16 protein-coding genes are annotated in these 14,163 nt (G+C 42.7%); 9 read left to right on the plus strand and 7 right to left on the minus strand.

Features of this window, described 5'->3' with window-relative positions; all coding sequences use genetic code 11:
- Positions 1 to 2: 2 nt before the first annotated feature.
- Entirely contained in the window at positions 3 to 902 is a 900-nt protein-coding gene (locus AK822_RS01410) for a nitrilase-related carbon-nitrogen hydrolase (RefSeq protein WP_060490314.1), read from the minus strand.
- A 313-nt stretch (positions 903 to 1,215) separates the two neighbouring features.
- Here AK822_RS01410 and rpoN point away from each other — a divergent pair, with 313 nt between their 5' ends.
- Together rpoN and hpf are read left to right on the plus strand one after the other, a co-directional pair.
- Entirely contained in the window at positions 1,216 to 2,865 is a 1,650-nt protein-coding gene (gene rpoN / locus AK822_RS01415) for an RNA polymerase factor sigma-54 (protein ID WP_060490315.1), read from the plus strand.
- A 428-nt stretch (positions 2,866 to 3,293) separates the two neighbouring features.
- Positions 3,294 to 3,662 (plus strand): ribosome hibernation-promoting factor, HPF/YfiA family, encoded by a 369-nt coding sequence (gene hpf, locus AK822_RS01420; protein ID WP_060490316.1) that lies wholly within the window; start codon positions 3,294 to 3,296, stop codon positions 3,660 to 3,662.
- 237 nt (positions 3,663 to 3,899) lie between these two features.
- On the opposite strand, the gene thiS is transcribed toward hpf, so the two are convergent.
- From thiS to AK822_RS01440, 4 genes are all read right to left on the minus strand, one after another.
- Positions 3,900 to 4,100: a sulfur carrier protein ThiS gene (gene thiS / locus AK822_RS01425; RefSeq protein ID WP_045443372.1), complete on the minus strand. Its 201-nt coding sequence runs from the start codon at positions 4,098 to 4,100 to the stop codon at positions 3,900 to 3,902.
- A gap of 124 nt (positions 4,101 to 4,224) precedes the next feature.
- A complete protein-coding gene (locus tag AK822_RS01430; RefSeq protein ID WP_060490317.1) occupies positions 4,225 to 4,602 on the minus strand; it encodes a DUF423 domain-containing protein in 378 nt (125 codons plus the stop codon).
- A 113-nt stretch (positions 4,603 to 4,715) separates the two neighbouring features.
- Positions 4,716 to 5,579, minus strand: a complete 864-nt coding sequence (gene rpoH / locus AK822_RS01435) for an RNA polymerase sigma factor RpoH (protein WP_198329691.1) — start codon at positions 5,577 to 5,579, stop codon at positions 4,716 to 4,718.
- Positions 5,580 to 5,820: 241 nt separating this feature from the next.
- Positions 5,821 to 6,276, minus strand: coding sequence for a sulfurtransferase TusA family protein (locus tag AK822_RS01440; RefSeq protein ID WP_060490318.1), 456 nt, complete (start codon positions 6,274 to 6,276; stop codon positions 5,821 to 5,823).
- A gap of 533 nt (positions 6,277 to 6,809) precedes the next feature.
- Here AK822_RS01440 and AK822_RS01445 point away from each other — a divergent pair.
- Complete coding sequence (locus tag AK822_RS01445; protein ID WP_060492129.1) at positions 6,810 to 8,438, plus strand: M48 family metalloprotease; 1,629 nt, start codon at positions 6,810 to 6,812, stop codon at positions 8,436 to 8,438.
- Between the two features lie 47 nt (positions 8,439 to 8,485).
- Here the strand turns inward: AK822_RS01445 and AK822_RS01450 are convergent, their stop codons facing one another.
- Entirely contained in the window at positions 8,486 to 8,935 is a 450-nt protein-coding gene (locus AK822_RS01450; protein ID WP_060490319.1) for a GatB/YqeY domain-containing protein, read from the minus strand.
- Between the two features lie 144 nt (positions 8,936 to 9,079).
- Positions 9,080 to 9,295 carry a 30S ribosomal protein S21 gene (gene rpsU / locus AK822_RS01455; RefSeq protein ID WP_010195908.1) on the minus strand — a complete coding sequence of 72 codons (216 nt, stop codon included), beginning with the start codon at positions 9,293 to 9,295 and terminating at the stop codon, positions 9,080 to 9,082.
- A gap of 409 nt (positions 9,296 to 9,704) precedes the next feature.
- Here rpsU and AK822_RS01460 point away from each other — a divergent pair, with 409 nt between their 5' ends.
- The 6 genes from AK822_RS01460 to AK822_RS01485 all read left to right on the plus strand — a co-directional run bounded on the left by AK822_RS01460 (position 9,705) and on the right by AK822_RS01485 (position 13,862).
- Positions 9,705 to 10,103: a hypothetical protein gene (locus AK822_RS01460; protein WP_060490320.1), complete on the plus strand. Its 399-nt coding sequence runs from the start codon at positions 9,705 to 9,707 to the stop codon at positions 10,101 to 10,103.
- A gap of 84 nt (positions 10,104 to 10,187) precedes the next feature.
- On the plus strand, positions 10,188 to 10,697 hold the full coding sequence (locus tag AK822_RS01465) for a c-type cytochrome (RefSeq protein ID WP_060490321.1): 510 nt from the start codon (positions 10,188 to 10,190) through the stop codon (positions 10,695 to 10,697).
- Positions 10,698 to 11,048: 351 nt separating this feature from the next.
- Entirely contained in the window at positions 11,049 to 12,107 is a 1,059-nt protein-coding gene (gene tsaD, locus AK822_RS01470; RefSeq protein WP_060490322.1) for a tRNA (adenosine(37)-N6)-threonylcarbamoyltransferase complex transferase subunit TsaD, read from the plus strand.
- 55 nt (positions 12,108 to 12,162) lie between these two features.
- Positions 12,163 to 12,534, plus strand: coding sequence for a CrcB family protein (locus AK822_RS01475; RefSeq protein ID WP_060490323.1), 372 nt, complete (start codon positions 12,163 to 12,165; stop codon positions 12,532 to 12,534).
- A gap of 550 nt (positions 12,535 to 13,084) precedes the next feature.
- Positions 13,085 to 13,405 (plus strand): hypothetical protein, encoded by a 321-nt coding sequence (locus AK822_RS01480; RefSeq protein ID WP_060490324.1) that lies wholly within the window; start codon positions 13,085 to 13,087, stop codon positions 13,403 to 13,405.
- 136 nt (positions 13,406 to 13,541) lie between these two features.
- Positions 13,542 to 13,862: a hypothetical protein gene (locus AK822_RS01485; protein WP_060490325.1), complete on the plus strand. Its 321-nt coding sequence runs from the start codon at positions 13,542 to 13,544 to the stop codon at positions 13,860 to 13,862.
- Positions 13,863 to 14,163: the final 301 nt, after the last annotated feature.

Genomic DNA, 14,163 nt, shown 5'->3' on the forward strand with positions numbered 1-14,163 from the left:
ACTTACGCCAAACGATGACAATCAAAAATGGGCATTTTTTGGCGGCCTTGCTGTTGATTTTGTTTATCTAAGGTTGCCAATACCATAGCATAATCTTGGTTTTTTTCGTTACCCGTGGTTTTATCTAGTGCACTTGCATCATAGCTGTTAATAATTGTGCCATCAAAAGCTGTAATAGTGGTATGCCCCCACGTTTGACGGATATCACCGTTTTTGTAAACATGGTCGCCGCCTTGTGCTGCGCCAATGACCATGCACTGACTGTCTAACGCCCGTGCGCAAAGTAACAGCGACCAGTGTGCTTGCCCCGTTAAGTAAGTAAATGCCGATGGCGCACTTAATAGGTCAGCGCCTGCTTGACGTAAGCGCTGTGCCAATGCGGGAAAACGCAAATCAAAACAAACCATCATACCCAGTTGATAAGCAGCATAATCACTCTCTACTGTTGCAACTACAGTCTGTGTACCGGGCTCAAACGTCGCCGCTTCATTATAGCTGCCATGTTTATCTGCTACCGTCGCCGTGAATAGATGAATTTTGTCATAGCGTGCCACTCGCGTGCCATCAGGGGCAAATAGCTGACTGACTTGGCGCAGTCTGCCATCAGGCACGATGACGCCATCAGGGCGATAAGGGCAGGGCAGTGAGCCTGCCAGCACATAGACACCGTAAGTACTGGCATAGTTTGCTATCGTCGCTGATAGCGCATCAAAGCGCTCTGCGGTGGCAAATTGCTCGCCCATGCTACAGCAGTTTTCAGGTAAGACAACAAGATGAGCACCTTGATGACTGGCATCGCTGATGGCAGATTTTATAGTCGCTATGTTCTTTTCGATGTCTTGCTGGCTATTCATTTGAATCGCAGCAGTGACAAGGTGCGGTTTATTTGCTTGGTCATTCATCGTATTATTCTCGGTTAATGTTGAGAGTGATTCAATTGACTCGAAGGTTTTGTGTCATGTACCTTGTATTTTTTATACAGCCTTATTATTATCAACAAGATTTGGTTGTTTATTGTTTAGCAGTTCATGCTAAAACGGTCAAATTTATAGAGTTTTATAAGTAGAGAGCAATAAGCGTATTGGGTCGTCTATAAATTATCATAGCAAAATTGCCACGAAAAATGCTATCGTCATGTCCTGATAACGTTAAATCGCTACTTTAAGTGGCAACATATATAGACTATCACCAGTATCGGAGTGTAATAAGCCACCCATGAGTATGTCTTTCGGATTGGCGACCACGCTGAGCACCTCACAAAAACTGACCCCGCAAATGCAGCAAGCCATTAAATTGCTGCAACTCTCTAGTCTTGAGCTTGCGCAAGAAGTTCAGGCCAAGCTGGATAGTAATCCATTGCTTGAACGTATTGAGGATGATGAAGATGAATACGATTATGGCAGCGGCGATAGAGTAGATGAGTCATTGACACTTGATAGCTGGAACCAGAGTACTGATTCATTTAGCGTAAGCCCTGAGAGTAATACCCATACCTCTGAACCAGATGAAGACTTTAGTGATAGCTTGGACAAATTACAGCAAACCAGTATCGATGATGGTGCCATAGACAATCATACGATGGATAGTGACGACTATAGTAGCTTTGAAAGTAGTGTTGATAGCAGCAACTATGCATCTACGCCGAGCAGTTCGGGGAGCAAAAGTGACGAGGATTTTGATAGTTATCAGGGCGGCACCTCTGCCACCATACAAGACCATGTGCGCTGGCAGCTGAACTTCAAGCATCTCTCAGAAGCGGACATGTTGATTGCAACCTATCTGATGGATTCTATGGATAACATGGGTTTTGTGCGGCTTGATATCGATGAGCTGTTGCAAAGCTTCGATACCATGGCAAGTTTTTATCAATGGGATGAATCTGTTGAGCACGATGAAGTCATGGCTGTTTTACGGGTTATTCAGTCTTGCGATCCGCTGGGTGTCGGGGCGCGAAATCTCAGTGAGTGCCTAGCGATTCAGTTGTCCAAGCTCGATGCAAATACTGACCATCTAAAAGAAGCGCAAGCATTATTGTCAGCCAGTGAGCATTTGGTGAGCAATAACATCAAAGCATTGACTGAGCGGACTGGACTCGCGCCTGCACAGATTACCCCCGCGCTTAACTTGCTGCGTACCTTGAATCCGTCACCTGGCTTGCTATTTCAAAGCAGCCAACCAGACTATACTCAGTCGCCAGCCAGCTATGATATTCCTGATGTTTTGGTCACGCCTATGCGTCGGCATCAGAGTCAGACGATTTCAGATACATCGACGCAGCAGGACGGCTGGTATGTGCGCCTCAATCCTGACACCATGCCAAAGCTAAGAATCAATCAAGAATATGCCAATTTGGTGAAGCGCGGTGATGACAGCCCCGACAATCAATATCTGCGTGAAAACCTCACCGATGCCCGCTTGTTTATTCGTAGTATCGAAGAGCGTAATCAAAACTTATTAAAAGTGGCAACCAGTATCGTGCGTTATCAGCAAGAGTTCTTGCAGCATGGCGCGACTGCCATGCAACCGCTCATCCTAAAAGCCATTGCGGAAGAAGTGGATTTGCACGAATCGACCGTCTCGCGTCTAACCACCAGTAAAACAATTTTGACGCCGCAGGGATTATTTTCACTTAAGCATTTCTTTTCATCTCATGTCAGCAGTACCGACGGCGATATTTCATCGACTGCCATTAGTGCCATGATTAAGCAATTGATAGCCGATGAAGATGCCAAAAAGCCATTATCTGACAGTCGCATAAAAGATTGTTTATTATCCGAAGGTATCGATATCGCCAGAAGAACCGTGGCCAAATATCGTGAAGCAATGAATATTGGCTCGTCTACTCAGCGTAAACAGAAATATTAAATGTCACAATTCAATGAGTTAAGAGAAGAATCGTGCTATCGCTAATATATTTCTTGATAAATATAAAAAATAAAATTTTCTGATTATATAGAAACATTTAGGAAACAACCGCTTTTATTACATTTAATTACACTTTACTGTCTTGCTACTATTCGATATTCATGACAAATTAGAGTCATACCAACAACGAAATCTAAGTGTCGATTTAGCGTATTTACTTATCTCATTAATCAAAATGACAACGAAAGGACACGTTCGATTTTTGCTAAAGACATCGATTACTAAAGGCGCTGATCAATAAAGATACCCCATTCATTGTTGGTAAGGCAGGGTGAAAAAGCAGGAATGCTGGCTCATCTGTTGATTGTAAGCAACAACGTAAGCAACAACGTAGGCAACAATGTAAGTCATAATAAAAGGACAATAATATGAATGTTTCTATCAGTGGTCACCATATCAGTGTTACCGACGCTATGAACACAGCTGTTCAAGAAAAACTTGATAAAATTGGTCGTCATTTTGATCAAATTCAAAGTATTCAAGTCATTTTATCATTAGATAACAGCGGTGCTATAAAGAGCCATAAGGCTGAAGCGATTATGCGAGTCTCGGGTAAAGAGATGTTTGTCCAAGCGCTTGACGATGATATGTATAAAGCCATTAACGAGATGGCAGACAAACTTGATAGACAAGTACGCAAGTACAAAACCAAGTTGGAGAGCAAAAAGACTCAAGGTGCTGGGCGTGATGGACGCTATGAAGAGCTGATGACAGACGATGCTGCTCCAGCAGTTTAATGTTATAGAGTTTAGGATATTTAAAGGTTAATGATTACTGGCTGATGAAATAATAAATAGTATAAGTAGCCGCATTTTTAGATATCTCTAAATGACATTGCCTAAAACGGAAAAAGACCTCGAACGTTTGCTACGTTGAGGTCTTTTTTATGAGCAATTATTTTTTAAAAACTCATCTTTAAATACATTTCTTTAAGCACATTTGTTTTCAAATCAATAGATCATTATTTTAGCTAATTAGCCACCACCGACTGCTTGCACCACTTCGATATTCATACCTTCAGCGATACTTAATTGGGCAAGCTCACTCTTTGGAATCAGTTCGCCATCGACTTCTACTGCGTAACGACCTTGGCTAAGACCAAGCTCATTGATGACTAATTGCACGGTCTGATGGGTAGTCTGTAGTTTCTTACCATTAACGATAATGGTACTCATAAAATATACTCCTTAATGATTTTTTATCCTTTTGTACGTACTAAGGCGTATCCTCATTTTTAGCTCCATTTTCAAAATGAGGATACGCTATAGAGTGCAATTTACTTATTGTTTGATCGATTGGTTATTTTGCGACCAATTTGTTCATCTTAAATGATGACACTGCTAGCCATAGCCAGCCTGCAATCATTAGTACGCCTCCAATAGGCGTGATCGCGCCAAACCAAAGTGGTGCGCCAAGTGTCATCGCATATAAGCTACCAGCAAATATGATAATGCCAATTTGTAATAGCCATGCAGTGATTTGAGTAGCATATTTCATGCGAATAAACAGACCAACCAGTAATAAACCCAGCGCATGTATAAACAAATAAAGTGTTGCAGTGTGCCACCATTCGAGTTGTTGAGCACTGGCGATGTTTTTTAGGCCATGCGCCCCAAACGCCCCTAAAGCGACGGCGATGGCCATATTGATCGCCGCAATACCTATCCAATTTAACATGACAAACTCGTATTATTGAAAACTATAGCTGTTGAAAGCCAATTATTCCTGACAGGTAGTGACTATTTACAGGTAACAGCTATTTACAGGTAGTAATTATTGACAAGTAATAACTACTGAATATCATCTGGCAAAATAACGCTATCAATGGTCATTGCCTCGCGGATTTTGTCCATGGCATTTTTTTCGATTTGGCGCACGCGTTCGGCTGAGATAGAGTAGACGGCTGCCAATTCGTGTAAAGTTGATTTTTGCTCAGAGAGCCAGCGCTGTTCCACGATATCGCGTGAGCGCTCATCAAGGGTATCCATTGCCGCAATCAATGCAGATGAGTTGCTTTCTTCCCAATCTGCTTCTTCTAACTGCTCGGCAGGATCGATACCATCTTCCAAAAATAGCTGCGGCGCATAACGTCCATCGTCGTCATCGCTAGATTGCGCCTCAAACGAGGCGTCATAAGAGGTAAGCCGCGATTCCATTTCTAACACCTGCTTGCGTGTGACATTTAAGTCTTTGGCAATGGCATCAGCCTCTTCTAGCGTGAGCTGGTTGTTGGTTTTTTTGAGACTACGTAAGTTAAAGAATAATTTACGGTGCGCTTTGGTGGTCGCGACTTTGACAATGCGCCAGTTACGAATCACAAATTCATGGATTTCTGCTTTAATCCAATGCACAGCAAATGACACCAAACGCACGCCCTTATTCGGGTCAAAGCGTTTTACAGCTTTCATTAGTCCCAGATTGCCCTCTTGGATTAAGTCTGCTTGCGGCAAACCATAACCCGAGTAGCTGCGGGCAATATGAATCACAAAACGCAGGTGCGACATCACGAGCAGACGCGCCGCTTCTACATCGCCTTCATCATAATAACGATGCGCCAGCTCTTGCTCTTGGATTGGTGTCAAAATTGGGATTTGGTGCACCGTGTTGATATAAGCGCCCAAATTGACCCCAGGCGCTGACAAATGAGTCGGCATCGCTGGCACTAAGTCACGGGTGCTAGTATCGCCTAAGGCGCTAGCATCATAAGGTGGACGTTGGGCGGCAGCTTTTAATGCGGCATCACGTGCTTCGTTTTTTATAGGAGCGGCCTCATCTTTTTTATTCGTTTTTGCAGTATCAGTAGAATTATTAGCCATATTCTTGACCTTGATTAAATAGTGACGCAAATAGTCAGATAAAAATCTTTATAGTTGTAATTGTAAAGGATAGCGACACTTAGTTGCTATCAGTTTTAGTAATGATGAAGTGATATATTGTATCGAAACGCTGTGCTGATAAGCTATCCGCTGATGGCTGATCCGTCATGCTATTAACGATTAATCGCAGTTGACTTGCGGCATTTGCTTGCTGGTTTTGTTGACAAAAAGCGGTGATATCAGCCTGTGAGTTGGCATCAGTTGCGACCACATATAATGAACTGCCAGCTGTGACGTCACGTAGTGCTACTTTGGTTTTTAATAGCGGCATTGGACAAGCAAGTCCGCGACCATCGACGAAACGTTGAACATGAATAGGCTGCGTTTCATTCGCCTCATTATCTGTAGTGACAGTATGCGCTGGTAACAAGTCTAACAGGTTGTTGATGTCTTGCTGCTCAGTATCAGACAAATCTGCTGATAAGTTTATAGAATAAGGCGAATATACGGTGGTTGACTGACGATCAGCAGACATAAAATAAACCTTATAAATATTTTGATTTGTACTAAATTGTATTGAACATTCGCAAACACAATGACAGTGCCTGTAATTCATAAAAGACACTCGGCAGTGACCAGACCCTATAATCATGAAATGCCATTATACCAAATAGCCGATATGTAGTTGAAGTTGAATATAATCAACGTCACATTCAGTTCATTAGAATCACCTATAGTTTGTTCAAGATAATTTAGATACAAGGAAGGCTAGCAAAAGTACTAAAAATAGTAGACTGCGCGCGCCTGATATCATATCCATGATATAGGGGATTGACTAAAGCCATGTTGCACAATAGTGACGGGCAGCTGAGTTATTGGTAGTCGAATGCAGACTAGAATTGACCTTATATCAGCAAGCTCGTATAGTCGAAAAACGTTTAGTTAAAAAATCAGTCGAAAAAACCTTATTTCAAAAATATCTTATTTCAAAAACAGTATCATTACTCACTTGCATAGGATACGCACTTGAACCATTTTAATAGACAATCGATACTTGGTAATGCGCCCATGACCCAGGAAAAAAAATGTAAAAGTGCCGAGCGTTCGATGGCATTATCGAGCGCTATTAAATTGGCATTGTCGGCGGTACTAATGACGATGACCACTGCTGCCATGAGTGAGGATAGTCTTAATAATGCTAATACGAGCAGCAAAGCGATGGCATCCAATTATAATTCATGGCAAACCACCGGCTCAGAAGAGCTAAATCTGCCCAATTTGCGCGGACAAGGCTTGAGCTTCGCTGAGCAATATCAAAATAAATTGCTCGGCGAATGGTCGTTACGGAACGTCAATGGTCGTATCAAAATGGAGCATGATCCTTGGATTCAAGAAACGGTTAAAGACATGACTTGGCGTCTCAATGCGCAAGCAAGGCAGCAAGCGCCGATGGGTTTGGTTATCATTGATAACCCAAGTATCAATGCCTTTGCAGCACCAGGCGGGGTCATTGGACTTAATACAGGGACGATTCTGGCCGCTAGCAGTATGGATGAGCTTGCCAGTGTGGTGGCGCATGAAGTTGCTCACATCAGCCAGCGCCATTATGAAAGTGGTGCTGATGAGCGCAAAAAGGCATTGCTAATGCAGATAGGCGGTATGCTAGCAGCGATTGCAGCATCGGCGGTTGATGGTGATGCAGCGGCGGCAGTGATGATGGGTAGCCAAACGGCAACGATGAACAGCACGATGGCATTTAGTCGAAATAATGAGCGCGAGGCCGATCGGGTGGGCATGCAAATCATGACCCAAGCAGGCTATGACCCAAGGGCGATGCCGCGATTCTTTGCCACGATGAACCAACGCAGCCAGCTCAACCAAGTTGAAAATCGATTTTTACCAAGCTTCGTACGCTCGCATCCACTGAGTAACGAGCGCTTAAGTGAAGCGCAAAGTCGTGCCCAGCATTATCCCTCATTGTCACTAAATCAGCAGCAGCGCCATCAGGCTTTATTTGATCTGCTCTACTGGCGTGTCCAAAGTACAGGTAAACATGCCTCAGAGACAGTGCTAATGACGGCTGCTAAAAATAGCGTAGGTGCCAAATTGGCTTTGATGAACTGGTATGGCGAACAGCAACGCTTTACAGAGGCAAGCGATTTACTGGCTGAAATCAATCGACTGCCGCCTACGCAGCGCCAAAATTTAGAGCCTTTACTATCGATTACTCATAGCCAAATTCTAACGGAACAGAATAAATGGTCACAAGCGGCGGACGTATTAGCCAGCCAGCAGCGTGTTTATCCTGAGCGTCGTGATCTGCGTCTTTATTTGGCAGAAGCGCTCACCAATAGCAATCAGCCAATCAGAGCCCAAGCATTACTCAAACCACTGACCGAGCAGCAGCCAAGCGACCGTTATGCTTGGCAAAGTCTGCAACTGGCCAATGAAAAACTGGCAAAAACGACCGACTCTGCGTCCCTGAAAAATATTGCCACCATTAACGCGCTACGCTATCGCAGTCATGACCAACTATGGAGTAGTCGTTATGAGAGTGCGTTGACGTCACTGACCCAAGCCAAACAACTGGCGGAAAAACTACAAACCACGGCTCAAGCCAGTAGCGCCCGTCCATTGCTTGCCAATATCAATGCAGAAGTCAAAGCAGTAAAAACCGCCAAAGACTTTGAGCCTTAGGCGGTTATTTTTACGATGTCGTCATTAGCTTTTGATGACACTAATTACTAGCCTTGCAGCGCATCTTTCACCAGCTTAGAGATGAGCACAGGGTCTGCGCGTCCTGCGGTTTTGTTCTTTAATACACCCATCACACTGCCCATGTCACGCATAGATGTCGCGCCTTGTGTAGCGATTTCCGCATTGACCAAGGCCGCAAGTTCAGCATCATCCATTTGTTTTGGCATAAACTCATTGATGATATCAATCTCAAACTGCTCTTTGGTTGCCAAATCATCACGGTTGTTTTCGGTAAAAATAGTCAATGACTCATGGCGTTGTTTTAGCTGCTTTTGCAGTATATCTAAGACTTGCGCATCATCAAGCTCTATTTGACGGTCAATCTCAATTTGCTTGATAACCGCTTGCACGTTACGCAGTACTTTGACACGCTCAAGCTCACGCGCTTTCATAGACACTTTGACATTGTCTGATAAAGTCTGTTTCAGTTGGCTCATTGTTATTATCCTTATTTGTTAAGAGGTATTTATTCAAATTTTTAAGCAATAATAATAAAAATTGTAGCATAAAAAACGCCACTGATATCAATGGATAACAGTGGCGTTAATGTAGCACTTGTACTTAATTAATCGAATTATCGATTAGTACATACGAGTGGTACGAATAGTTTCGCGTTGTAATTTTTTCTTATAACGCTTTACGGCAGCAGCTTTTTTACGCTTACGTACTTGCGTTGGTTTTTCATAAAACTCACGCTTACGTACGTCTGATAATACGCCAGCTTTTTCGCAAGCACGCTTGAAACGACGGATAGCGATGTCAACTGGTTCGTTTTCTTTAACCTTAACTGCAGGCATGAAGACTCCTCGATTAGGGTGAGATATAAGGGCATTAGTCTGGCTGTGTATTAGTATTTAGCCGTAATATCTCAAGATTACAGGCATCAGCTCAAACTAGGATAATCTTGCGCATGAGCACAAGGGCAAGCATTTTAATAAAAAATGTCAGTTAAGTCAATGATTTTAGCACATTAATCCATATTTATCATTAAGTTGCAAGGGGCAATGTGCAGAGACAATTCTAAAAGTAGTTAGAACGCAGGTTTTTGCTCCAGCTTTAATGAAACTATAAATGCAAAGTATAAAATTACTATGAATAAAAAACCCTACTGTCTATAACGGTTTGGTTGGAGTTTATGCTATGATAATTTGCATATAATAGTCAGCATATTAACCATTTTATGTGTATTTTATTGAGGATGTTGGAATGAAAAAAACAGGACTAAATACAGCGCTAAGCACCGCATTTATCATTGCTCTTGGCTTTGGCATTAGCGCTTGTGGTGGTGAAAAAGAAGGCGAATCACACGAAGTATTGGCAAAAGATCGTGTTGATGAAGCTGCTGAGCTGGCTCGCAAAAACGCACCTGAAGCTGAAAAAATGGAGTTCCCAGAAACGGCTCCAGCGCCAGTAACTGAAGCTGATGGCACAGTAGATGGTGCTGCAACTGCTGAAGCAGGGACGACTGCTACTGCAGATGCAACGGATAGCGATGTCGCTGTTGCTGTTGCTGATAGTGCAGTTATGCCAGCTAATAGTGCAGATATGCCAGCTGCTGATACGGCGGCAACGCCTACTGCTGACGCTGAACCAGCTACGAACTAATCACGGTTTGTGTGTTGATAGGTTTTGAATTTATGCGCTGTCATAAACAGTCGCTAACATGAAATATCGAATAGAGGTGTGATCATGATAAGTAAACAGCAGCGTATGAATAAACTGGTCTTATCTGCCATCAGTTTGAGTGCGCTATTAGCAATCACTGCTTGTAGTGGTGACAATGCAGCGGTTGAAGAGCCTGCTGTTGTCAATGAACCTGTCGATACAACGGTAGTGGTAGAAGACGCGCCTATAGTCGAACCTGAAGTCGTTATACCTGAACCTGTGGCAGATACCGAGACGACGGTCATTGAAGATGAGCCAGTGCAGGAAATCTCTGCGGAGCCAGAAGTGTTGGCTGCCGATGCAGGCGCCAAGCTTTATGAGACCAACTGTAAGGTTTGTCATGAAGGAGGGCTGCTGAACGCGCCGAAATATGGTGATAAAGCCGCGTGGGAGCCGCGTCTGGCTAAAGGCACAGAGACGCTGCACATGCATTCGGCAAAAGGTTTTAATAAGATGCCAGCCCAAGCCACCGATAAGGTCAGTGAAGCCCAAGTTTACGCAGCTGTAGATTACATGATTGAAGCAGTTAGCTGATCTGATATATTAAGAGATATTGACCATTGAAATTTGTTAAACTGACCGTCATTGTGACTGACAATGGCGGTTTTTTTATGCACGTTTTTTGGCAGATACTAGGGCGTCTCCTCAATTCAATCGATTAACCTCTGAATGGGTTAAAAATGGCTAAATTTTGTCAAACATCGCCAAACATCGCCAAACATTGTCAAATAGCTTATTAATATCTCGATAGTATTTACGCTGCTTTCCTTGTTTAACGGCAATTTATCTCATTTTTATCACCATTTTTAAAAAGACGACACGACCTAAAAGATAGCAACGTTGTAAAAAATAATACGCAGACCAAAGTATGATAAAGGCAAAAATATGAAAGTATTGGGTTTAGAGACTTCTTGTGATGAGACAGGTCTGGCGATTTTTGACAGTGAGCAGATGAATAGTGACAATCAAGGGCTGGTTGGACAAGTTCTGTATTCACAAATAGAGCTGCACGCACTATATGGCGGCGTTGTGCCTGAGCTTGCCAGCCGCGATCATATTCGTAAGTTGGTGCCTTTGCTTAATGAGTTGTTAGAGCAGTGCAATGTGAAAAAAAGCGAGATTGATGCCATTGCTTATACCAAGGGGCCTGGACTCATTGGCGCTTTGATGACGGGCGCATTATTTGGGCGCAGTTTGGCGTATGGTTTGGATATACCAGCGATTGGTATCCATCATATGGAAGGGCATCTGCTCGCACCGCTGATGGGCGCAAATCCACCCGCCTTTCCGTTTGTTTCGTTATTGGTCTCAGGTGGGCATACATTACTTATCGCCGCACGTGGTGTCGGGCAATATGAGATATTGGGTGAGTCGATTGATGATGCAGCAGGTGAATGCTTTGATAAAGCCGCCAAAATGCTAGGCTTGCCTTATCCGGGCGGTCCCAATATTGCCAAATTGGCTGAAACAGGCAACCCAACTGCTTACAATTTGCCAAGACCGATGCTACATCGCGGATTAGATTTTTCTTTTAGCGGTATGAAAACAGCCGTGCATAACCTGATTAAAGACACTGATGGTTCAGGTGGCTCAGGGAATAATGCGGATAGCGATTCGCAAGTTCGCGCCGATATCGCCGCCAGCTTTCAGCATGCAGTCGTCGATACGCTGGTGAGAAAGTGCGTGAAAGCACTGAAGCAAGTAGAGATGAGTCGATTGGTGATCGCGGGCGGTGTCAGTGCCAACACTCATTTACGTGAAACTTTGGAGAGCGAGCTTGCTAAGATAAATGCCACTGTGCATTATGCGCCGCCTGCATTATGCACTGATAATGGGGCGATGATTGCTTATGCTGGTTATGAGCGCCTGCAGGCAGGGCAGTCTGATGATTTAGCGGTGAGCTGTGTGCCGCGTTGGCCGATGACTGAGCTACCAGCAGTGTAAAGACGGTTTTGCTCAATACTATCTCCGTTAACCTTTATTAACCTAAGGACGAACTATGCAGTGGCTTGCTATTGGACTAGGGGCTGCCATTGGGGCTTGCCTGAGGGCGTGGTTGGCTCGCTTTAATCCGCTGCATCACTGGATACCCCTTGGGACGCTTGGTGCCAATGTATTGGGTGGACTATTAATAGGGTTGGCACTGGTGTGGTTTGAGCGCGTGGGTAGCGGTCTATCGCCCAATGTCCGACTATTTGTGATTACCGGTTTTTTGGGCGGATTGACCACTTTTAGTACTTTTAGTGCAGAAGTTTTTACCTTTATCAATGCTGGTAAACTACTAGCAGGTTTGGGATTGGTTGGGCTACATGTGGGACTGACGTTACTAGCAACCGCTATCGGATTTTACTTTTTTAAGCTGGTTTTATAAGCTTCGATAGATGTCATTCGCATAATGGTCTAATATAAGTGGTTCCCTTATATCAGTCTGTTTTAAGTGGTCTATTAATAGGTTTTCGAGACTTTTTAGCTGGTTCCCTTGGGGTATACTTTTAGTTACCTTCGATCTTGTCCATATTATTAGTCCCAATCACTTCGATATTTGGTTTGGTCGCTATGCGGCAAAAATGGTACAAGTGAATTCCGTGTCGGTTGTCGCCGTATTATTAGTATTATGTATGTTATATAAGTACCATATTATGAAGCCGCATCTCTCTTTTATCATTACAAAACCAAACCCTCATTCACCTATTACCTATATTTAACGAGACATTATCAAACAGGTAATAAGTACGCGCTATTCAGCCACAGTCGTTACTCTTCTTTAACTTTCATAAATCTACGCAACACCATAATCCGTTATCATTTCCTTTGTCGACAGAACGAAGTTTGATCATACTATTTGAGCGTCTTTCTCTCAAAAAAAGATGGATAACAAAAACTAAGATTTATAGCCAGTGTCAATTAAAAAGGAAATAACGATGAAAATTATTATGTTTAAAAAAATTGCCGTAGGCTCAGTATTAGCAATCTCTACCTGCCTAGCTATGGTTGGTCAGGCAAACGCGGCACCGTATAACCCTACTCACTATGGAATGGATGTAAATAATGGTCCATTGTCTAAACTGAACCTAACCAAAAAACAAAAAAGCCAAATTCAAGCGATTCAAAAATCAAATCATAACAATGGTAAAAACGGTTATAAAAATAACCATGCGGCAATCTCAAAAGTACTGACCGTATCACAGCGTAATCAGTTAGAAAAAATGAGAGCTGGAAATAGAGCAAAACGTGGTAAATAAAATGGTCACAACCAAGGTAAATATAATCAAAATCAGAACCACAACCGTCACCGTTAATTAAAAAAGACAGGTTTGGCTTAAAATATTGTTTTATCAGCATTATGATGAGCAATGGTATATATAAAGGATCGCGCTCATGAAGAATAATTTGGTTCGTATAAAACCCCAAATATTATTTAGCTTAACATTATTCATTTTAGCCATGGTGCCCGTCACCTCTACTTTTGCCATCCTGCCCATGGCATCGGAAATCTTCCAATCTGAGTCATCTTTCACTGCGTTTAATGATGAAAAAATCCTAACGGCTGATGATGTTTTTTCTACCGAAAATAGTATAACAATTGAAAATCATAGGATTATTGCTTCCAGTGAGAGAGCAACATCCTCAAATTCCATTAATGAATATAAGCATAAATCTGACCTTAAAAAGCAGTCAAATTTTATGAAGTATGATTGAGTTTGTAGAATAGTCGCAAACGGTAATCACCCACGATAAATAAGAACACTTATAAAAGGTGTCCCTATCGCTGACTTGTGTTAATGCTTAAATGAAATTTCGCACACTCTTTATAATAAGTACTTTATTGTAGATACAGCCTTAAACTGTTCAGAAAGTACACTGCCACTATTTAGATAACTAAATTCGTTACCATCATTAGCCTACAGCCAAAGGTTCAAGTCCTCACTAGGGTACCGTTATTTACCATAACGCTCGTCATAGCGTAAGAGAGCGGATGATATTTCTTAATTGGAATAAT

Origin of the sequence: Psychrobacter sp. P11F6, assembly GCF_001435295.1 — a bacterium.
GTDB lineage: Bacteria > Pseudomonadota > Gammaproteobacteria > Pseudomonadales > Moraxellaceae > Psychrobacter.